Raw genomic sequence first — 20,768 nt, forward strand, 5'->3', positions numbered from 1 at the left:
CACCTCCACCTCGTGAGACAGAAGCATCTCAATGGGGGACAGACATGTCAATCGCGAGATGAGACAGAGATATCTCAGCACTAGGCATAGGCGTCCACAGGAGAGACAGGGCCTAGACTGTCCGTCATGGTCAGGCATCCCGCACTGCACGATCGGATAGCCGCGGCGATCCTCGACGCCGCGGCGGAGGTGCTCGCCGAGCGCCCGACGGCCAGCATGGCGGAGATCGCCGAGGCGGCCGGCGTGGGCCGCGCGACGCTCTACCGCTACTACCCGAGCCGCGACGCGCTGCTCCAGGGCCTGACCAAGGCCGCCTTCGACGAGGTGTGCGCCCGGATCGCCGACGCCGACCTCGACTCGGTGCCGGTCCCCGAGGGCATCGCCCGCCTGGCACGCGGCTTCATCACCGCCGGCGGCAAGTACGCCGCGCTCGCCGAGGTGGGCAAGAAACGCGACGACACCGCCGGGGAAAACGCCGAGGACATCGACAAGACCCTCGCCGAGCCGGTGCTCGCCCTGCTCGAGCGCGGCGTGGCCGACGGCACGCTCCGCGCGGACGTGCCGGTGGACGTGCTGCTGGAGCTGTTCTCCGGCCTGCTCGGCCAGTCGCTGCGCCTGGTCGCCCGCCGCCGCCTCGGCGTGGAGCAGGCCAGCGCCACCCTGATCACGCTCTTCCTCGACGGGGCCCGCAAGCCCCCGGCGTGACCGGTGGACGGCAACTCGCCTGCAAGCCGGGCCCGGCATCCTCGTGGGCGTGAGCAGACGTCGAAGCGGGGGCCGAGCCCACTACAGGAAGAACCGGGGCGGCGTCCGGCCCGTCGCCGACCCGCCGGCGCCCGGGGCACGGCCCGAGCCGCCGGTCAAGACGGGCAGGTCGCCGGGGCCGATCCTCCAGGTGCTGATCGTGGTGATGTGGGCGGGGATCTCCGTGGCCCCGATCCCGCTGTCCGTGCCCCTGATCCAGCTCGCGGCGGGCGCTTACGGCACCCCGGGCACGCTCACCGTCGAGAGCTGCGTCCGCGTGGGCCGGGGCAGATACGACTGCGAGGGGACCTTCACCCCCGACGGCGGCGGCCCCGCGCTCACGGTCTCCGCCCCGGGCGACCTGGAGGCGGGCGACCGCGTCACGGCTCAGCTCGCGCCCGAGGGCGACCGGGCGGTCGTGGCGGGGACGCGCGGCGTGCTGACCACGCTGACGCTCCCGTTCCTCAGCATCGGGATGTTCGGCTTCCTGCCGTACGTCGTGCTGTACTGGCTGCCCCGCAGCACCCGGCGTCAGTTGCGCAAGGCCGTCATCGCGGGATGCGTGCTCACCGCCGTCTCGGTGGTGGGGGTCACCATCGGGCTCATCGCGACGTACTCGGTCTGACCTCGGCCTCCACCGGGGCGGCGGGCTCCGCCCCGGGCGTCTCGGCCCGCGAGGTGGCCAGCACCGAGCCGCCGAGGATCAGCGCGAACGCGACCAGGATCGACGCGGTCAGCGGCTCGCCCAGCACCACCACGCCCGCGACGACGGCCACCGCCGGGTTGACGTAGGTGAACACCAGCGCCCGCGACGGGCCGACCTCCCGGATCAGCGCGAAGAACACGATGAACGCCAGCGCCGTGCAGACCAGGCCGAGCCCGGCGAGCGCGGCCAGCACCTGCGCGCTGGGCAGCGCGTCCGGCCAGGTCAGCACCGCCGGGGGCGTGTAGACGAGCGCGGCGGCGGTCAGGCACACGGCGGTCATCTGCAGCGAGGGGACGTCCCGCAGCACACGCGCCGCGATCAGCGGGGCGATGGCGTAACAGACGGCGGTCAGCAGCACCTCCGTGATCGACCACGCGTCGCCCCCGGTCAGCTCGGGCGCGGCGAGCAACGCCACCCCCGCGAGCCCGATCCCCAGCCCGGCCCACCGCTTCAGGCTGAGCCGCTCGTCGTCACCGCTCAGCCGCGCGAGCACGACCGCCACGATCGGCGAGGCCGCGATGAGCAGCCCGCTCATGGAACTGGTGAGGTTCCGCTCGGCGTCGGACAGCAACCACCACGGCACGATCATCTCGAAGGTGCAGAAACCAAGCAGCGGCAACCAGTACGGCCGCAGCCGCCCAAGCCCGCCCGCCCGCAGCGCCAGCGGCAACAGCACGGCCGCCCCCACGGCCGTCCGCGCGAACACCAGCACCGGCACGGACACACCGTCCACCGCCACCTTGATCATCAGATAGGGAATGCCCCAGATCACACTCATCAGGGCGAAAAGCACCCACCCACGCCTGCTCACAGTGCCCCACCCTAGAAGTGAGCATCGGCCCCACATAAGAGCCAATGTCCCGCAAAAACCATGAACCACTGCGCACCGCGTACCACCGGAACGCGACACCACACGGGGAGCCCGCGGCATGGGAAGGGCGCACCCCGCGGGGAGCTCGTACGGGCGTTCACCTGGGAGAGTGGTCGGTGGCGGCAGCGCGTATTGTCTACGCAGCAGCCCTTCGCCGAGGAGCGCCCATGGCTTCGCCCGTCGTCCCACCGTCGCTGCGCGAGCGTATCCGCGAGTACATCGTCGAGGGTATCGTGCGCGGGCGCTGGAAGCCGGGCGAGCGGATCGTGGAGCGGCGGATCGCGACGGAGCTGGAGGTCAGCCAGACGCCGGTGCGGGAGGCGCTGCGGGAGCTGGAGGCGCTGCGGCTGATCGAGTCGGCGCCGAACAAGGGTGTGCGGGTGCGCGGGCTGTCGGCGGCGGGGCTGGAGGAGATCTATCCGGTGCGGGCCGGGCTGGAGCGGGTGGCCGCGGAGCTGGCGGCGGCGCGGCTGGGCGAGGACGCGTCGGCGCTCGAACCGCATGTGGCGGCGCTGTGGGCCGCCGACCGGGCGGGGGACGTGGAGGCGCAGGCCCGGCACACGGTGGCGTTCCATCGGGAGCTGGTGCGCGCCTCGGGCAACGCGGTGCTGCTGCACACCTGGGAGTCGCTGGGCATCGACGTGTGGACGGTGCTGGCGATCCGGTGGCTGGGCACCAGCCGCCGCGCGTACGCCGAGGAGCACCAGGAGGTCATCGACGCCTTCAGGCGGCGCGACCCGCGGGTCGGCGAGCTGGTCAACGCGCACGTCCTGGCCTGTGCGCCCACCCCCGTCACCGACCCCTCCTGACCCTCGCGCATACTTTGATCGGAAAAAGTCGTGCCTTGGGTATTTTGATCGATCATCGATCAGACATAAAGTGTCCGGTGGGCCTACCGGCCCCGCCCTGCCCGGCGGCAGGGCCCTTTCTCACCGTCTCGGACCTCCCGTCGAACCCGGCGGGAGGGCCGGACCAGTTGGAAGGCGGCCATGATGACCGATGCCACCCGCAACCGGCCGAGCTCGCTCGACCAGCTCCCCGACCGCGATCGGGAGGAGACCGCCGAATGGGCGGCCTCCCTCGACGCCGTCGCCGGGGCCGCCGGGCCGCAGCGGGCCTCGTACCTGATGCGCCGCACGCTGGAACACGCGGAGCGGATCGGGCTCGCCGTGCCGGGCGTGCTGGAGACCGACTACATCAACAGCATCCCCACCGCCGCCGAACCGGCCTTCCCCGGCGATGAGGAGATGGAGCGGCGGATCACGGCGTGGAACCGGTGGAACGCCGCGGCGATGGTGACCAGGGGCAGCCGCCTCGGCCTCGGCGGGCACATCGCCACCTACGCCTCCGCCGCCTGGCTGTACGAGATCGGCTTCCAGCACTTCTTCCGCGGCAAGGAGGGCGACGGGTCGGGCGACCAGCTCTACGTGCAGGGCCACGCCTCCCCCGGCATCTACGCCCGCGCGTTCCTCGACGGGCGGCTCACCGAGGCCCACCTGGACCGGTTCCGGCAGGAGACCGGCGGCGACGGCCTGCCGTCCTACCCGCACCCGCGCCGGCTGCCCTGGTTGTGGGAGTTCCCGACGGTGTCGATGGGGCTCGGCCCGCTGTCGGCGATCTACCAGGCCCGGTTCAACCGCTACCTGCGCGACCGCGGCATCAAGGACACCTCGGCGTCGCGAGTATGGGCGTTCCTGGGCGACGGCGAGATGGACGAGCCGGAGTCCACGGCGGCGCTGGCCCTGGCCGGGCGCGAGCGCCTGGACAACCTCACCTTCGTGATCAACTGCAACCTGCAGCGGCTCGACGGCCCGGTGCGCGCCAACTTCAAGATCGTGCAGGAGCTTGAGGCCCAGTTCCGGGCCGCCGGCTGGCACGTGATCAAGGCGCTGTGGGGCACGGCCTGGGACGACCTGCTCGCCGCCGACGTCAGCGGCGCGCTCGTACGCCGCCTGCGCGAGGTCCCCGACGGCCAGTTCCAGACCTACGCCACCCGCGAGCCCGCCTACATCCGCGAGCACTTCTTCGGCGCCGACCCCGCGCTCGCCGAGCTGGCCCGGGGCCTGAGCGACGCGAAGATCGCCGAGTGCTTCCACACCTCGCGCGCCGGGCACGAGCCGCGCAAGGTGTACGCCGCCTACCTCGCCGCCGTCGAGCACACCGGCGCCCCGACCGTGATCCTGGCCCAGACCGTCAAGGGCTACACGCTCGGCCCCGGCTTCGAGTCGCGCAACGCCAACCACCAGATGAAGAAGCTGTCCGGCAAGGAGTTCCGCGCCATGCGCGACCTGCTGGAGCTGCCCATCCCCGACAGCGCGCTCGAAGGCGACCTGGTGCCCTACGCCCACCCGGGCCCCGACTCGCCCGAGGTCCGCTACCTCCAGGAGCGCCGGGCCGCGCTGGGCGGTCCCGCCCCGGCCCGCAGGGTGCATCCGGTGGCGCTGCCCGAGCCGCCCGCCAAGCCGTTCGAGGCCCTGTTCAAGGGGTCCGGCAGCCAGGAGGTCGCGACCACCATGGCGTTCGTCCGCCTGGTGAAGGACCTCATGCGCGACAAGGAGACCGGCAAACGGTGGGTGCCGATCGTGCCGGACGAGGCGCGTACGTTCGGCATGGAGTCGCTGTTCCCCAGCGCCGGGATCTACTCCCCGCTGGGCCAGACGTACGAGTCGGTCGATCGCGACATGCTCCTGTACTACAAGGAGGCGACCGACGGGCAGATCCTGAACGAGGGCATCACCGAGGCCGGCTCGATGGCCGACTTCACCGCCGCCGCCACGTCGTACGCCACGCACGGCGAGCCGATGATCCCGTTCTACATCTTCTACTCGATGTTCGGCTGGCAGCGCACCGGCGACCAGATGTGGGCGCTGGCCGACCAGCTCGGCCGGGGGTTCCTGATCGGCGCCACCGCCGGGCGTACCACCATGACCGGTGAGGGCCTGCAGCACGCCGACGGCCACTCCCACCTGATCGCGTCCACCAACCCGGCGGCGCTGGCGTACGACCCGGCCTTCGCCTACGAGGTGGCGGTGATCGTCCGCGACGGCCTGCGCCGGATGTACGGCCCGCAGCCGGAGGACGTCTTCTACTACCTCACCGTCTACAACGAGCCCAAGGTCCAGCCCGCGATGCCCGACGAGCCGGGGATCGAGGAGGGAATCGTCAAGGGCCTGTACCGGTTCCGCCCGGCCGCCCCCGCCGCGGACGACGCGCCGCGGATGCAGCTTCTCGCCTCCGGCACCGCGATCCACTGGGCGCTGGCGGCCCAGGAGCTGCTGGCGGCCGACTGGGGCGTGGCCGCCGACGTGTGGTCGGCCCCGTCCTGGAGCGAGCTGCGCCGCGACGCGCTGGAGTGCGACGCGGCCCGGCTCGACGGCGAGGACCGGGTCCCGTACGTGACCCGGGTGCTCGACGGGGCGCCCGGCCCGGTCCTGGCGGTCAGCGACTGGATGCGCGCGGTGCCCGACCAGATCGCCCAGTGGGTGCCGCAGGACTGGCACTCCCTGGGCACCGACGGCTTCGGCCTGTCGGGCACCCGCGAGGACGTGCGCCGCCACTTCCGGGTCGATCCGCACTCGATCGTGGTGGCGGCGCTGGCCGCCCTGGCCCGCCGCGGCGAGGTGAAGCCCGAGACGGTCAAGGAGGCCCGCGCCCGCTACGGCCTGTGAGGCCGCGCCACCGTCAGGCCGGGGCCGCGTCCCCCGAGGCCCCGGAGGACCCTGAGGCCCCGGAGGACCCCGAGGACCCGTAGGACTCCGGGGCCCCGGTCATGGCGGCGTGCATGCGCAGGTAGGGCTGCGCCTCCCGGTGCCGGTTCTGCCGCTGGAGCGTGCGCCCGAGCAGCAGGCAGGCGTACGTGTCGGCCGGGTCGCGCTCCAGCACCCGGCGCAGCTCCGCCTCGGCCCGGCGGAGCTGGGCCGAGTGGTAGTACGCGCGGGCGAGCAGCAGCCGGGCGCCGGTCTGCTCCGGCGCCGCCTCGACCACCTCGGCCAGGACGCGCGCGGCGCCGATGTAGTCCTTGGCCTCGAAGTACATCCGGCCGCGCTCGAATTCGAGCAGCAGGGTGTCCATGGTTCACTCCTGGGTGTGCGGCATCCGCTCGGCCGGGATGGCGCCGAGACGGCCCGCCTGGTAGTCCTCCAGGGCCTGGATGATCTCGGCCCTGGTGTTCATCACGAACGGGCCGTAGTGCACGACCGGCTCGCGGATCGGACGGCCGCCGAGCAGCAGCACGTCCAGGTTGGGCTCGGCCGACGGCTGGGTGGTGCCGGCGGCCAGCGTGAGGGCGCCGCCCGCGCCGAACACGGCGAGCTGCCCCTTGTGCACCGGGCGCCGCTCGGCGCCGACGGTGCCCTGCCCGGCCAGCACATACGCCAGCGCGTTGAACTCCGGGTTCCACGGCAGGCTGAGCCGCGCGCCGGGGCTGATCGTGGCGTGCACCAGCGTGATCGGGGTGAACGTCGAGCCCGGCCCCGTGTGGCCGTCCAGGTCGCCGGCGATCACCCGCAGCAGCGCGCCGCCGTCGTGGGAGGACAGCAGCGACGCCTCGCGCCCCCGGATGTCCTGGTAGCGCGGCGGGTTGAACTTGTTGGCCTTCGGCAGGTTGACCCAGAGCTGGATGCCGTGGAACAGGCCGCCCGAGACCACCAGGTGCTCCGGCGGCCTTTCGATGTGAAGTATCCCACCGCCGGCGGTCATCCACTGGGTGTCGCCGTTGGTGATCACCCCGCCGCCGCCGTTGGAGTCCTGGTGCTCGAAGACGCCGTCGATGATGTAGGTGACGGTCTCGAACCCGCGGTGCGGGTGCCAGTCGGTGCCCTTGGGCTCGCCGGGGGCGTACTCGACCTCGCCCATCTGGTCCATGTGCAGGAACGGGTCGAGCGTCTGCATCGAGACGCCCGCGAACGCCCGGCGCACCGGGAAGCCCTCGCCCTCGAAGCCGCTGGGCGCGGTGGTGACGGCGCGGACGGGGCGCTGCGCGATCACCGCCGGATCGGGCGCGGTGACGCGCGGCAGTGTCAAAGTGTCGGCGGTGATGGCAGGCATGACCCCTCCGGATGGCTGAGTAGTTGAAACTTCAACCGCTACGCGGCACAACACCCGGCCCCCATTGTCCATTCCCGCCCCGGCGCGGGCGAGGCGCCAGCCTGCCCGGACGCCGACGCGTCAGCCCGGCGTCCCGGACCACTCCGCGTCGCTCATCCGGATCATGCGCAGCCCGATGACGCCCGAGCCGGCCAGGTAGAGCAGCCCGCCGATCAGGGTGCCCACCCAGAACACCGGCGCGGTGAAGACGCCCGCCAGCATGGCGAACGGCGCCCACCACGGCACCTGGCGGGCGTAGGCCAGGACGAGGCCGAGCAGCAGCAGCCCGGCCAGCCCCGCGAAGCCCGGGATCTGGAACCCGAACGCCGCGCCCGGGTCGGCCATGGCGCGGTCGGCCAGCGCGGCCCCGGTGGCGGGCGGCAGGTCGTGCTCCAGGCGGGCGTAGAAGAAGTCGCCCAGCATCAGGGCGGAGAAGTTCACCACGCCGAGCAGGGCGAGGGCGCCCGCGACGTGCCCGAGCACCACCGCGCGCCGCCGGACGAGATGGATCATGCCCACGATGCCCGGCACCAGCAGCACCCAGCTCCAGTGCAGCACGGCCGCGCTCAGCGAGACCTGCTCCAGGTTCTGCCCGTAGACGCCCACGTTCTCGCCGGCCTCGCCCAGCCGCAGCGCGGGGTCGGCGATCACGCCCGCGACGTACAGGACGGGCGCGGCGATGAGGCAGCCGCCGGCCGCCAGGCGGCGCAAACGGTTCGGATCTGACGGCATGAGCGTCCTCCCTGACGACGAAGTGCAGGAGTGGACGCTAGGCCGGGCCTGCCGCGCCGGTCGTCCGTCCGCCGGCCGACCCCGTCTCCGCCGACGGGCCGAGCGGGAACCGGGCGCGTACGAGATAGCCGCGCCGAGCCGGGCCCGCCGTCAGCTCGCCGCCGTGCATCGCGACCCGCTCGCGCATCCCGATCAGGCCGTGTCCCGTCCCGTGTCCCGTGCCCTGCCCGCCGCCCCTGTCCTGCCCGCCGCCCGTGCCCTGCCCGCCGCCCGTGTCCTGCCCGCCGGCGCCGTCGTCGGCGACCTCCAGGGTCAGCGCCGCGTGCGCGTGGGTGACGGTGACGTCGATCCGCCCGGCGCGGGCGTGCTTCAGCGCGTTGGTCACCGCCTCCTGGATCACCCGGTACGCCGACAGGCCGAGCCCCGGCGGCAGCGGCCGGGGCTCGCCCTCCACCCGTACGCGGCACGCCACACCGGCGGCCTCGACCTGCGCGACCAGCGCGTCCAGGCGGTCCAGCCCGGCCGGCGGCGGCTCGACGCCCGTCCCGCCGGGATCGCGGAGCATGCCCAGCATGAGCCGCAGCTCCTCCACCGCCTCGCGGCCCGCCCGCTCGACGCCGAGCAGCAGCTCGCGCTCGCGCCGCGCCTCCTCGCCCAGCATCATCCGCACCCCGCCCGCGTTGAGCGTCATCAGGCTGACGTTGTGCGAGACGATGTCGTGCAGCTCGCGGGCGATCCTGGCCCGCTCCTCGGCCACGGCCCGCCGGGCGCGCTCCTCGCGCTCGACCTCCAGCCGGGCGGCCTGCCCGGCCAGGCGCCGCGTCTGGTCGATCTGGCGGCGCAGCAGGATGCCACTGGCGTACGCGACGCCGACGAAGATCGCGCTGATCAGCACCTCCGCCAGGTCGTTGTACTGGAACGTCTGCAGGCAGACGTAGGCGAGCACCACGCAGGCGAGGCCGGCCGCCCCGCGCCGGCTGCGCAGCTCCGCCGCGCCCGCCACGGTGTGCACCAGGATCAGCAGGGAGTAGAAGTGCCAGGCCGGGTAGTACAGGCCGCCCGTGACGGCCCGCACCCCGATGCCTGTCGCCACCAGCGCCAGCAGCGCGCCCGCCGGGAACCTGCGGCGCACCACCAGCAGCGCGCCGGCCGCGACGGCGCCCACCGCGAGCGGCACCGGATGGTGGATCTGGCCCGGCTCCGGGCCCTGCCGCCCGAACGACTCCACCTGCCCCGCCACCGCCACGGCCAGGGCGAGCAGGACGTCCATCCGGCTCGGCCACCACCGGCGCGGGGCGGTCACGGCTCCCCCGGGCGGACGATGCCGGACTCGTAGGCCAGGACCACCGCCTGCACCCGGTCGCGGAGCCCCAGTTTGCGCAGGATCTGCGCGACGTGGGTGCGCACCGTGGCCTCCCCGACGCCGGCCTCGGCGGCGATCTCGCGGTTGGACAGCCCGCGCGCCAGCAGGTGCAGCACGTCGCGCTCGCGCTCGGTGAGCGTGTCCAGCTCCGGCGGCGGCGCGAGCACCGGCCGCGCGGCGAAGGAGGCGACCACCCGCATCGTGACCGCCGGGTCGATGAGGCCGTCGCCCGCCGCCGCGACCCGGATCGCCTCGATGAGGTGCTCGGGCGGTGAACTCTTCAGCAGGAACCCGTTGACGCCGGTACGCAGCGCGCGGTGCAGGTTCTCGTCGCTGCCGAACGTCGTCAGCATCACGATCCTGGGCGGCGCGGGGCCGGCGAGCAGCGTGCGGGCGGCCTCCAGGCCGTCCACGTCCGGCATCGCGAGGTCCAGCAGCAGGACGTCCGGACGCTCGCGCCGGGTGACGGCCACGGCCTCGCCGCCGTCGGCCGCCTCGCCGACCACCTCGATGCCGTGCGCGTTCTCCGCGACCAGCCGCAGCCCCGCCCGGATCATGGCGTGGTCATCGGCGATGACCAGCCTGATCGTCATCGGGGGTTCCGTCCGGGCGCGAGCACGGCCCGACCCTATCCGGCCCTCGGACGCGCCCGCGACAGCCGGGACGCGGAGCCGCGCGCCCCCGGTCTCCGCCGTACGGCGGAGGCGGCCTCCCCCGTACGGCGGTGCGCCCGGTGCGCCGTCAGCGCTGGTGAGCCGACCGCGCGGTCAGCACGCCGCGCCCAGCAGCGCCCCCGCCACGACGAGGACCACGATCGCCACCCGGAGCACGCGCATCGCCCACATACCCCCAACTATAACCCCTATGGGGTTATATCGTCTCCACGTACTCCGCGAGCGTGACGCGGAAGTGGAAGTCGCGCGTGGCCCCTTCCACCTCCACCAGCCAGGTGCCCTCGCCCACGCGGTAGAGGTGGCGGCGCCGCGGGGACCACGGATGCCGCGGAACGTACGTACGCGCCATCTGCTCGGCCAGCCCGACCGCCCCCGCGCGCTCCGGCCCGGCGGCGGTGACCTGGGTGAGCCGCCACTCCCGCTCGCTCCCCTCCAGCTCCTCGATCAGGACCTTCCAGCGGTCGTCTTCCCTCAACCCGGCCTCCCCGGAGCGTCGTGCCCTACGCGGGTAGGACGCCGGGCGCGATGCCCCGGTTCGTTCCGGTGCTCACAGGACGTACCCGCCGGTCGCCCGGATGGTCTGGCCGGTGATCCAGCGGCCGTCGGGGCCGGCCAGGAAGGACACGACGGCGGCGATGTCGGCCGGCTCGCCGAGGCGGCCCAGCGCGGTGAACGCCACGCACTGCGCGACCTGCTCCGGCGTGTTGACCGCCCGCAGCGCGTCGGTGTCCACCGCGCCGGGGGCGACCGTGTTCACCGTGATGCCGCGCCCGCCCAGCTCCTTGGCCGCGACCGCGCCGACCTGCTCCACCGCCGCCTTGCTCGCGGCGTACAGGCTGACGCCGGGGGCGGGCAGGACGGTGTTCAGCGTGGAGACGTTCACGATCCGGCCGCCGTCGCGCAGCCGGGTGGCGGCGAGCCGGATGGCGACGAACACCGCCTTGGCGTTGACCGCCATGATCCGGTCGAAGTCGTCGTCGGTGAACTCGGCGATGGGCGCGGTCGGGTTGATCGCGGCGTTGTTGACCAGGATGTCCAGGCCGCCGAGGCGTTCCTCGGCCTCGTGGAACAGGCGGCGCACCTCGGCCGGATCGCCCTGGTCGGCCCGCACCGCGTACGCGCGGCCCTTGGCGGCCGCCTCCACCTCCTCGGCGGCCTCGCGGGCGCTGCGGTAGCCGAAGACGACCTCCGCGCCGTCCTCGGCCAGCCGCTCCACGATCGCCCGCCCGATCCCGCGCGACCCGCCGGTGACCAGCGCCGTCTTGCCGGCCAGCACGCTCACGGGGCCACCGTCCCGTCGGGCACCAGGCCCCGCCACCACGCGCTCCAGCGCTCCCTGACCTCGGCGAACTCGCCCTCGCCCAGCCCGTACGCCGTAACCGTCACGGCCAGTGGGCCCGCCTGGGGGTCGGCGAGCGGCCGTTGCGCGGCGACCCCGGCCAGGAACCCCTCGCGATCGACGACCATGTGCTGGCGGAGGCTGTCGTGCCAGACCTCCTTGGTCCCGAGCGCGGCCAGCGCCTGGATCACGGCCCCGCCGGCCGCGGTGCCGGCCAGCCGGAGCGTACGCCGCCGCTCGTGCTCGCCCGGGTGGACCTCCAGCCGGAACCGGAGCTGCTCCAGGAAGGTGCGCCAGCCCTCCTCCAACTCGTCGTAGACGTCGTCCCAGTCGGCGTCGTCCAGCGAACCGGGCATGATCGCGCGTACGATCGTGCGCCGCGCGCCGTCGGAGAGCAGCTCGAACCGCTGGTCCCCGAACTCGATCCGGTCGGGCGGCACCGGCCGGGCGTGCTCGCCGAAGATGAGCCGGATCTCGTCCTCCAGCCCGTCGTAGTCCCACCCGAACCACTCCCGGATGCGCTCCGGCTCGGTGACGGCCCGCCACACCTCCTCCCGCGGCACGCCGATGCCCACCTCGACCTGGAAGGGCCTGGGATCGCTCATGACTCCTCCTCGCTTCGTCGCCCGGCCGGATGCCCTCCGACGACGATCCGGTATCGATGCCGGTCGCGCCCCGACTCGTACTTCTCCGCCAGCCCCGCGACCAGCTCGGTCAGCTCCGCGGCGAACCGCTCGATGTCGGCGGGCCGCTCGAAGCCGACATCGGCCTCGATGGTGAACGTGACCAGCCGCTTGCCCGCCGCCTCGGCCCGCTCCCGCATGGCCGCGACGTCGCCGAGCGTGCGTGCCGCCGCGGCGAGCAGCATGTCCACCGCGAACCGGTCCTGGCTCACGCCCTCCAGATCGCCGGCCACCTCGGGCTGCACCACGACCGCCCGCGCGGTCGCCCGCACCACCCGCTCGGTGAAGCCGCGCCGGGGCCGCAGCTCGACCAGCTCGACCAGCCCGCTCTTCTCCAGCTCCCGCAGGTGGTAGTTGACCCGCTGCCGCTTCTCCCCCAGCCGCTCGGCCAGCGCGCTCGCCGAGGCCGGCTCCCGCAGCTCCTCCAGCAGCCTGCGCCGCAACGGCGACAGCCCACCTCGCAGCCGGCCCTCACCGCGTACGACCTCGACCACACCCGCCATGCCCGCAGCCTCACATTGGACAAACGCATTTGTCAATAACGCCCTGTGATAGGAACGCGAAGTGACCACGCGGAGAATCGGGCCGCCGCTCATCGCCGGAGAGCGGGAGATGCTGCGCGCCCACCTCGACTACCACCGGGCCACCCTGGCCATGAAGTGCGACGGGCTGACCGACGACGAACTGCGGCGGCGCTCCATGCCGCCCTCCTCGTTGTCGCTGCTCGGGCTGGTACGGCACATGGCCGAGGTGGAGCGCGCCTGGTTCCGCAGGACCATCAACCGGGAGGACGTTCCCCTGGTCTGGTCGGACACCGGGGACTACCAGGCCGCCTACGACGCGACCGGGTGCACCCGGGAGGAGGCGTTCACCGCCTGGGAGGCCGAGGTCGCCCACTCACGCCGCATCGAGGCCGAGGCCGAGTCGCTCGACGTCATCGGCCACCAGGCCCGATGGGGAAAGGACGTCTCACTGCGCATGGTGATGCTGCACCTGATCCACGAGTACGCGCGCCACAACGGCCACGCCGACCTCCTCCGCGAAGGCATCGACGGCACCGTCGGCGCCTGAACCCATGGACCACTCCGGCCCCGTCATCACGCGTGAACCGCGCAGACCTTCTGTTGGTACGGCCGGTCCTTGATCGCATCAAGGATCGGCTTCCACCCCGCATACCCCGGATTCACGTGCCGGCCTAACACCACGACCGCGACTTTGACCGCGCCCGCCCGCTTCAACGCGTACGCCGCTGACTGCACGCGGGCGCCCGTGGTCCAGGTGTCGTCCAGGAGCAGTACACAGGCACCGTCGAGATCCCCCGCATTGACCCTGAACCGGTCCGGGTGAAACTCCCGCAGATCAGGCGATATCTCGGTATTTGCGATCAGCGGCACCCACGGAAACCGCATCCGATCCCCGATCAGGGCACGCAGCGGATGCGGGCCGGGACGCCCCCTGGTGCTGGGGACTACCGCCGCGTGCGTCACCTGGTCGGCGTGAGCGGCCCTGGCGACGCACCCGTAGTGGTCCGTCAGGAAGACCAGCAGCAGGGTGAGGAGATTGGTCTGGATATCTCGGGAAGGGAATGCCGACTTGTACGCCGCGAGCGCGTGGGCATGCTGCTGCCCCTTGACCGCATACGAGATCGGCACCACCGCGTCAGCCGCACCTGCCCGCGCCGCCCGGAGGTGTTGATCGCATGTGTAGCAGCGACTCCACTCGGCTCCCGAGGGCCCCCGGCAGACGTAGCAGACGCCGGGTGCGGGATCGAGTGGGTTGCGCAGATAGTGAGCTTGCTGAGCGACACGCCGGCGTACTGCATTCCACGGGTCAACTGCTCCAGACAAGGGCGGAGATCTCCGGAAGCGAGTCGGGGCCTGCGTTGAGTTCCGCGATCAATTGTTCCACAACGGCGAGCAGTTCCCGCAGACCGGAAACAACGTGAACACCGGGCTTTTCCGCATACTCGCGCGCCCAGTCATGCTCCAGCAGTTGATCCGGCATCACCACCGGGCGGCCATGCTCCAGCGCCAGCCTCGCCTGGATACGCGCCCCGCTCTTCCAGGGCGCCTCCACCACCACCGTGGCCGCCGCGTAGCCGCTCATCACCGCGTTGCGCATCGGGAAGTTGCGCTGGTTGGGCGGAGTGTCCGGCCAGAACTGGCTGATCAGCAGACCGTCTCGGGCGATCCTCTCCTGCAGCGCCCGGTTTTGCGCTGGATAGAACTTGTTGATCCCGGTCCCGATGACCGCCACCGTACGGCCGCCCGCCTCCAGAGCAGCGCAGTGTGCCGCCGTGTCGATCCCCTTGGCCAGCCCGCTCACCACGGTCACGTCGTTGAGCGCGAGCTCCCGCGCGACCGCCGAGGCGATCCGCAGCCCGTTATCGCTGGCCTGCCTGGTCCCCACCACGGCAATCGCCCGCTGGTCGGCAGCCAACCGCCCGCGAGAGAACAGGATCGGCGGCATCTGGTGAATGCTTCGCAGCCGGCTCGGGTATCGCTCATCCAGGCAGGTGTGCACGCCGATACCCGCGGCCTCCCACTCCGCCAGCGCCCGCCCGGCCTCCTCGATCGCCGATTCCATGGGATCGGCCTCCGCGAACAGCGCCTCTTGGACCCGCATCGCCTCGGCGAGCACGGCGACCGCGCTCCCCCGCTCCAAGACCGACAGGGCGACCTCGCCCCATTTCGCACCGGGACGCTGGAGCAGCGCCACGAGCGCGGCACGTTCACGCAGCTCCAATGGCATGCCAGCGATGTTACCCATGCGGGATCCCACGGCCTCACGATACCGCGACCAGGGCCGCGAATTCGAACAGTTCGAAACACTAACGCTGATCGCTTCGGCGCAGCGCGAGGAACGCCATCCGACGTGGCAGACCTCGGCCCTCCACTAAGGATCCAGCGCTGATCGCCACAGATACAACATCTGTTCATTACGTGTTCTGTGTCCGGTTCTGCGTTGGCGGGATGCGGGCACTTCGATCGCCGGGAGCGAGCACCACGACTTTCCCCGGAGGTACTTGTGCGCAGCACACGGCGGCCCGCGCTGGCCATCGCGGCGGCGGCCATCGCCGTCCTCGGTGTGGCCGCCCCAGCCGGCGCGACCGCACCGAGCCGTTCCACGCCCGACGCCGGCGCGCGCTGCTCGGCCGGCGCGTCCCTGCTCGGGTTCACCGACAGCCTGGACAAGACCACGTACCAGGGCACGGCCGTGGCCGGTCTGTCCGCTCTCGCGCTGACCGGGCCGTCGCGGGCCCTGGCGCTGACGGACAACATCGGCACGACCCCGGCCCGCCTGTACGATCTCGCGATCGGCAGCGGCCGGAAGCAGCCGCTCTCGGCCGAGGTGCGTGGCATGACCACGCTGCGGCGGCCGGACGGCACGCCGTACACCGGCGCCGACTTCGACGGCGAAGGGCTCGTCGTCGAGCGCGGTGGCCGCAGCGTGCTGGCGAGCTCCGAGACCGAGCCGTCGATCCGCCGGTTCCGGCTGTCGGACGGGCGGCAGGTCGCCGAGTTCGGCGTGCCGGATCGGTTCCGGGTCACCCCGGCGGGCCAGGCGGCGGTCAACCAGACCTTCGAGTCGCTGGCGGCCACGCCCGACGGCCGGGTGCTGTACGCCGGCATGGAGGGGCCGCTGTCGGCCGATGGCCGCGACGCCGCGGGCCGGGGCCTGCAGCGCATTCTGAAGTACGAGGGCAGGCCGGGCGGCGTCTACGCCCCCGCCGCGCAGTACGCCTACCGCACCGACGCCGGGCTCGGGCTCGTCGAGCTGGTGGCGCTCGGCGACGGCCAGTTGCTGGCCCTGGAGCGCGGCTTCACGGCCGGGGTGGGCAACACGGTGCGGGTCTATCGGGTCTCGGCCACCGGTGCGCCGGACGTCTCCGGCGTCGAGTCGCTCGCCACGCTGACCGACCCGCGCGCCTGGCTCGGCAAGCAGTTGCTGGTGGACCTGGTGGACTGCCCGCCGTCGGGGGCGACGGCCAAGCAGCCCCAGCCGAACCCGCTGCTGGACAACATCGAGGGCATGGCGCTGGGCGGGCGGCTCGGCGGCGACCGCCGCGCGCTCTACCTCGTGTCCGACGACAACAACAACGCGGCGCAGACCACCCGCGTGTACGCGCTCAGCGTCCGGCTGCCCGGCGAAGCGCGGCTGACCGCCCGCGCGCTGCTGTCCGCGACCGACTACCAGCCGGGCCCGGTGTCGGGCACCCAGTTGCCGCCCACCACCGTCAACGGGGTCACGCCGCCGTTCCAGGGCCAGCCGATCCCCGGCTTCTCCGCGGTCATCCCGGCCACCCCGCACTCCCGTTCCACCGACCGCCTGCTCGCGATGCCCGACAACGGCTTCGGGGCGAAGAACAACTCCGCCGACTTCCTGCTGCGGGCGTACGTCATCGAGCCGGACTACCGCACCGGCGAGATCGACGTGCGCGGCCACATCGGCTTCCGCGACCCCGACCGCAAGGTGCCGTTCCCGATCGTCAACCAGGACACCCGTGACCGGCTGCTGACCGGCGCCGACTTCGACATCGAGTCGCTGGCCTGGGACGCGCGCGGCCACCTGTGGATCGGCGAGGAGTTCGGGCCGTACCTGGTGCACACCGACCGCACCGGCAAGGTGCTCCAGGCGCCGATCCCGCTGCCCGACGGCACCAAGTCGCCCCAGTCGCCCGACCTGGCCCCCGGCGAGAGCGCCACGCTCCCGGCCAGCCGGGGCTTCGAGGCCATGGCGGTCAGCGAGGACGGCTGGACCCTCTACCCGATCCTGGAGGGCGCCAAGGTCGGCGACGCCGACCAGCGGCGCCGCGTCGTGTACGAGTTCGACGTACGCGCCGGCGCCTACACCGGCCGCACCTGGACCTTCCGGGTGGACGACCCGGCGCTCGTCGTCGGCGACGCGGCGGTGCTCGACGACCGCAAGCTGCTGCTGATCGAGCGGGACAACGACATGGGCCCGAGCGCCAGGATCAAGCGGCTGGTCGTCACCGACCTCGACGCCGCCGGGCAGGACGGCGTCCTGCCGCGCCGCACCGCGGTGGACCTGCTCCGCATCGCCGACCCGAAGGGCGTCTCCACCCCGGCCCGCCCCGGCGAGTACGGAGTCGGCCCGCTGTTCTCGTTCCCGCTCCAGTCGGTCGAGTCGGTGCTGCCGCTGCACGGCGACCGGGTCGTGGTCGCCAACGACAACAACTTCCCGGGCAACGACGGCCGCATCCCGGGCCGGGCCGACGACACCGAAGTGATCGTCATCGACGTGCCGGGCCTGCGCGACTGACGGCCCCGCCCCGAGCCGGCGCCCTCACCGGCCGAAACCGGTGGGGGCGTTCGGCTGTGGGCGACCGATCAGGGCGGTACTAGGGTGAGTGGCATGCCGCTCGTGCCGCACTGTGTCCTCCCATGACCGACCGTGTCCTCCCATGACCGACCGTGTCCTCCCATGACCGACCGTGTCCTCCCATGGCCAGAGTGACCCGCACGCTGCCCGCTCTCGCGGCGGGGCCGGTCGAGATGCCGTTCGCGATCGTGAGCTGGAGTGAGGACTTCGCCCACGACACCGCATGGAACGAGCACTCCCACCCCTTCCACGAGCTGCTGTGGAACGAGCGGGGCGCGTCCACGGCCGTGGTGGGGGCGCGGGTCTGGACGGTGACCCCCACCCTGGGCCTGTGGATGCCCGCGGGCACGCTGCACTCCGGCCTGGCGGTCGCCGGGACCTGGTGCCGCGCCAACTTCTTCGGCTTCGGCACCATGACCTCGATCTCCCCGACGCCCGTCGGCGTCGAGATCACCCCGCTGCTACGGCTGCTGCTGGAGCGGCTCGCCGATACCGAGCTGTCCTCTCACTCGCGGGCGGTGACCGAGGCGATGGTGCTCGACGTGCTCACCCCCTCCTCGCGCGAGTTGCTCCTGCACGTGCCGGCCTCCGACCTGCTGCGCCCGATCGCCGACGCGCTCCGCGAGAATCCCGGCGATCCGCGCACTCTGACCGACTGGGCCTCCCACCTGGGCGTGAGCGCCCGTACGATCACCCGCGCCTTCAACGCCGAGACGGGCACCAGCTTCGCGCGCTGGGTCGCGGCGGTGCGCGCCCAGCACGCGGTCGCGCTGCTCGCGAGGGGCTGGGAGGTCGAGGCCGTGGCCGAGGAGGTCGGCTACCGGTCGGCGAGCGCGTTCGGCGCGGCCTTCCGGCGGACGACCGGACTGACCCCGGGGGCGTTCCGGGCGCGCTGAGGCTCGGGACGCCCGCGCTTCGCCGTGTCCCGATCGCGACAACGGGTGTCTCAAACGATTGATTGCGACAAGTCAGTCATTTCTCTTAAGGTGCAGGAAAGGCAAGCCTTACCTAACAGTGCGGGAGCTTGCCGCAGTACGGTGCACCGCTCCACGGACGCATACCGCGATCCAGACGTGCGAGGGCCGGCACCAGCGGAACTTCGAAAGTGGAGTACGGATTGAAGCGTCCACGCAGCCTTCGCATCCTCGCCGTCGCGGCCGTCCTGCTGGGCCTCGCGGCCTGCGGCGGCAAGGCGGAGACCCCGGCCGAGAACCCGGGCAGCGCCGCGAGCGGCAGCGGCTCCAGCGCCTTCCCCATGACGATCAAGCACGCGCTCGGGACGACCACGATCCAGGCGAAGCCGGAGCGGGTGGCCACGGTCAACTGGGCCAACCACGAAGCGCCGCTGGCCCTCGGCGTCGTCCCGGTCGGCATGGCCGCCGCGAACTTCGGCGACGACGACGGCGACGGGCTGCTGCCCTGGGTCGAGGAGCGCCTGCAGGAGCTCAACGCCAAGACGCCCGTCCTGTTCGACGAGACCGACGGCATCGACTTCGAGGCCGTCGCCGACACGAAGCCGGACGTGATCCTGGCCGCATATTCGGGCCTGACCCAGCAGGACTACGACACCCTCAGCCAGATCGCGCCCGTGGTGGCCTACCCCGACGCGGCGTGGGCGACTCCGTGGCGCGAGATCATCCGGATGAACAGCAAGGCCATCGGGCTCGCCGCCGAGGGTGAGAAGCTCATCGCCGGCATCGAGGGCGACATCGAGCAGGTCGTCGCGAAGTACCCGCAGCTCAAGGGCAAGTCGGCGATGTTCATGACGCACGTCGACCCCAACGACGTGAGCGAGATCGGTTTCTACACCACCCACGACACCCGCACGCTGTTCTTCGAGGACCTCGGGCTGACGATCCCGGGCAGCATCGCCGAGGCGTCCAAGGGCACGGACAAGTTCGCCCTGACCCGGAGCGCGGAGCAGATCGACGTGTTCGACGACGTCGACATCATCACCGGATACGGCGACGAGAAGGGCGAACTGCTCGACAAGATCAGCAAGGACCCGCTGCTGTCGAAGATCCCGGCCGTCAAGCGCGGCTCGGTGTACCTGCTGCCCGACAGCAAGCCGCTGGGCACCGCCGCGAACCCGACCCCGCTGTCGATCTCGTGGGTGCTGGAGGACTACGTCAAGGCGCTCGCCGAGGCCGCGGACAAGGTCAAGTGACGTCGGTCGGCACCGATCGCCTGCCGGACGCCGCCCTCGTGGTGCGGCGTCCGGCGCGTGTCCGGATCCTGTGGCTGCTCGTCACGGTCCTGGTCCTGGCCGTGCTCATGACGGCCTCCGTCGCCCTCGGCTCGCGCGACGTCGCCTGGTCCGACGTCTGGGCCGGGCTCGCCGGCGTGGACGGCTCCCTCGAACAGGCGGCGGTCACCAAGCGGATACCGCGCACCCTGCTCGCGGTGGTCATCGGCGCCGCGCTCGGCCTGGCCGGCGGCGTCATGCAGGGCGTGACCCGCAACCCGCTGGCCGACCCGGGCATCCTCGGCGTCAACATGGGCGCGTCGCTCTCGGTCGTCACCGCCGTCGCGTTCTTCGGGCTCACGTCGCCGACCGGGTACATCTGGGTCGCGATGGCGGGGGCCGCCCTCGCCGCCGCGTTCGTGTACACCGTCGGGTCCCTCGGGCGCGGCGGGGCCACGCCGCTCAAACTCGCGCTCGCGGGCGCCGCCACGTCGGCGGCCTTCGCGTCCCTCGTCAGCGCCGTCGTCCTGCCCCGCAACGACATCGCCGGGGGCTTCCGGCTGTGGCAGATCGGCGGCGTGGGCGGCGCGTCGTACGAGCGCATCGGGCAGATCCTGCCGTTCCTCGCCGTCGGCTTCGCCATCTGCCTGCTGTCCGCGCGGGCGCTGAACTCGCTCGCCCTGGGCGACGAACTCGCGGCCGGGCTCGGCGAGCGCGTCGCCGTCGTCCGGGCCACGGCCGCCCTCGGCGCCGTCGTGCTGTGCGGCGCGTCCACGGCCGTCGCCGGGCCGATCGGCTTCGTCGGGCTCGTCGTCCCGCACGCCTGCCGCCTGCTCGTCGGCGTGGACCACCGCTGGCTGCTGCCGTTCTCCGCCCTGGCCGGCGCCTCGCTGCTCACCGCCGCCGACGTCGTCGGCCGCATGGTGGCACGCCCCGCGGACGTAGAGGTGGGAATCGTGACGGCGCTGATCGGCGCCCCGTTCTTCATCCACATCGTCCGCCGGCAGAAGGTGCGTGACCTGTGACCGAGCGCAGCGAACGAA

21 protein-coding genes are annotated in these 20,768 nt (G+C 72.5%); 9 read left to right on the forward strand and 12 right to left on the reverse strand.

Features of this window, described 5'->3' with window-relative positions:
• Positions 1-126 precede the first annotated feature (126 nt).
• Both HNP84_RS10245 and HNP84_RS10250 read left to right on the forward strand, forming a co-directional pair.
• Complete coding sequence (locus HNP84_RS10245) at positions 127-705, forward strand: TetR/AcrR family transcriptional regulator (RefSeq protein ID WP_185049266.1); 579 nt, start codon at positions 127-129, stop codon at positions 703-705.
• Between the two features lie 49 nt (positions 706-754).
• Positions 755-1,369 (forward strand): hypothetical protein, encoded by a 615-nt coding sequence (locus tag HNP84_RS10250; protein WP_185049285.1) that lies wholly within the window; start codon positions 755-757, stop codon positions 1,367-1,369.
• Here HNP84_RS10250 and HNP84_RS10255 read toward each other — a convergent pair.
• Positions 1,347-2,297, reverse strand: a complete 951-nt coding sequence (locus HNP84_RS10255; protein WP_221336108.1) for a DMT family transporter — start codon at positions 2,295-2,297, stop codon at positions 1,347-1,349. The genes HNP84_RS10250 and HNP84_RS10255 overlap by 23 nt on opposite strands.
• A 191-nt stretch (positions 2,298-2,488) precedes the next feature.
• On the opposite strand from HNP84_RS10255, the gene HNP84_RS10260 reads away from it, so the two are divergent.
• Positions 2,489-3,130 (forward strand): GntR family transcriptional regulator, encoded by a 642-nt coding sequence (locus HNP84_RS10260; RefSeq protein ID WP_185049289.1) that lies wholly within the window; start codon positions 2,489-2,491, stop codon positions 3,128-3,130.
• Between the two features lie 180 nt (positions 3,131-3,310).
• Complete coding sequence (gene aceE / locus HNP84_RS10265; protein ID WP_221336109.1) at positions 3,311-5,989, forward strand: pyruvate dehydrogenase (acetyl-transferring), homodimeric type; 2,679 nt, start codon at positions 3,311-3,313, stop codon at positions 5,987-5,989.
• Between the two features lie 13 nt (positions 5,990-6,002).
• Here the strand turns inward: aceE and HNP84_RS10270 are convergent, their stop codons facing one another.
• The 9 genes from HNP84_RS10270 to HNP84_RS10310 all read right to left on the reverse strand — a co-directional run bounded on the left by HNP84_RS10270 (position 6,003) and on the right by HNP84_RS10310 (position 12,700).
• A complete protein-coding gene (locus tag HNP84_RS10270) occupies positions 6,003-6,392 on the reverse strand; it encodes a tetratricopeptide repeat protein (protein WP_185049294.1) in 390 nt (129 codons plus the stop codon).
• Positions 6,393-6,395: 3 nt separating this feature from the next.
• Positions 6,396-7,367 carry a pirin family protein gene (locus HNP84_RS10275; RefSeq protein ID WP_185049296.1) on the reverse strand — a complete coding sequence of 324 codons (972 nt, stop codon included), beginning with the start codon at positions 7,365-7,367 and terminating at the stop codon, positions 6,396-6,398.
• Between the two features lie 120 nt (positions 7,368-7,487).
• Positions 7,488-8,138 carry a hypothetical protein gene (locus tag HNP84_RS10280; protein WP_185049298.1) on the reverse strand — a complete coding sequence of 217 codons (651 nt, stop codon included), beginning with the start codon at positions 8,136-8,138 and terminating at the stop codon, positions 7,488-7,490.
• Positions 8,139-8,175: 37 nt separating this feature from the next.
• Positions 8,176-9,441: a sensor histidine kinase gene (locus HNP84_RS54825; protein ID WP_221336110.1), complete on the reverse strand. Its 1,266-nt coding sequence runs from the start codon at positions 9,439-9,441 to the stop codon at positions 8,176-8,178.
• Positions 9,438-10,094: a response regulator gene (locus HNP84_RS10290; RefSeq protein WP_185049300.1), complete on the reverse strand. Its 657-nt coding sequence runs from the start codon at positions 10,092-10,094 to the stop codon at positions 9,438-9,440. Before HNP84_RS10290 ends, HNP84_RS54825 begins: the two co-directional genes overlap by 4 nt.
• A 277-nt stretch (positions 10,095-10,371) precedes the next feature.
• A complete protein-coding gene (locus HNP84_RS10295; RefSeq protein ID WP_185049301.1) occupies positions 10,372-10,650 on the reverse strand; it encodes a hypothetical protein in 279 nt (92 codons plus the stop codon).
• 72 nt (positions 10,651-10,722) lie between these two features.
• Entirely contained in the window at positions 10,723-11,457 is a 735-nt protein-coding gene (locus tag HNP84_RS10300) for an SDR family oxidoreductase (RefSeq protein WP_312924294.1), read from the reverse strand.
• A complete protein-coding gene (locus HNP84_RS10305; RefSeq protein WP_185049303.1) occupies positions 11,454-12,119 on the reverse strand; it encodes an SRPBCC family protein in 666 nt (221 codons plus the stop codon). Before HNP84_RS10305 ends, HNP84_RS10300 begins: the two co-directional genes overlap by 4 nt.
• Positions 12,116-12,700, reverse strand: a complete 585-nt coding sequence (locus HNP84_RS10310; protein WP_185049305.1) for a helix-turn-helix domain-containing protein — start codon at positions 12,698-12,700, stop codon at positions 12,116-12,118. The genes HNP84_RS10305 and HNP84_RS10310 overlap by 4 nt, the downstream gene beginning before the upstream one ends.
• A gap of 61 nt (positions 12,701-12,761) precedes the next feature.
• On the opposite strand from HNP84_RS10310, the gene HNP84_RS10315 reads away from it, so the two are divergent.
• Positions 12,762-13,268: a DinB family protein gene (locus HNP84_RS10315; RefSeq protein WP_185049307.1), complete on the forward strand. Its 507-nt coding sequence runs from the start codon at positions 12,762-12,764 to the stop codon at positions 13,266-13,268.
• Between the two features lie 26 nt (positions 13,269-13,294).
• Here HNP84_RS10315 and HNP84_RS10320 read toward each other — a convergent pair whose 3' ends face one another.
• Positions 13,295-13,852, reverse strand: coding sequence for a hypothetical protein (locus HNP84_RS10320; protein WP_185049309.1), 558 nt, complete (start codon positions 13,850-13,852; stop codon positions 13,295-13,297).
• Positions 13,853-14,027: 175 nt separating this feature from the next.
• Positions 14,028-14,948, reverse strand: coding sequence for a DNA-processing protein DprA (locus HNP84_RS10325; RefSeq protein ID WP_185049311.1), 921 nt, complete (start codon positions 14,946-14,948; stop codon positions 14,028-14,030).
• Between the two features lie 276 nt (positions 14,949-15,224).
• Between HNP84_RS10325 and HNP84_RS10330 the strand changes: the two genes are divergently transcribed.
• The 4 genes from HNP84_RS10330 to HNP84_RS10345 all read left to right on the forward strand — a co-directional run bounded on the left by HNP84_RS10330 (position 15,225) and on the right by HNP84_RS10345 (position 20,750).
• The gene (locus HNP84_RS10330) at positions 15,225-17,480 is read left to right on the forward strand and encodes an esterase-like activity of phytase family protein (RefSeq protein ID WP_185049312.1); all 2,256 of its coding nucleotides are present in this window, start codon (positions 15,225-15,227) and stop codon (positions 17,478-17,480) included.
• A 182-nt stretch (positions 17,481-17,662) separates the two neighbouring features.
• Positions 17,663-18,436 (forward strand): helix-turn-helix transcriptional regulator, encoded by a 774-nt coding sequence (locus tag HNP84_RS10335; RefSeq protein ID WP_185049314.1) that lies wholly within the window; start codon positions 17,663-17,665, stop codon positions 18,434-18,436.
• A 221-nt stretch (positions 18,437-18,657) separates the two neighbouring features.
• Complete coding sequence (locus HNP84_RS10340) at positions 18,658-19,707, forward strand: iron-siderophore ABC transporter substrate-binding protein (RefSeq protein WP_185049316.1); 1,050 nt, start codon at positions 18,658-18,660, stop codon at positions 19,705-19,707.
• Positions 19,704-20,750: a FecCD family ABC transporter permease gene (locus HNP84_RS10345; protein ID WP_185049318.1), complete on the forward strand. Its 1,047-nt coding sequence runs from the start codon at positions 19,704-19,706 to the stop codon at positions 20,748-20,750. The genes HNP84_RS10340 and HNP84_RS10345 overlap by 4 nt, the downstream gene beginning before the upstream one ends.
• Positions 20,751-20,768: the final 18 nt, after the last annotated feature.

It is taken from the genome of Thermocatellispora tengchongensis, from assembly GCF_014202315.1.
Classification (GTDB): domain Bacteria; phylum Actinomycetota; class Actinomycetes; order Streptosporangiales; family Streptosporangiaceae; genus Thermocatellispora; species Thermocatellispora tengchongensis.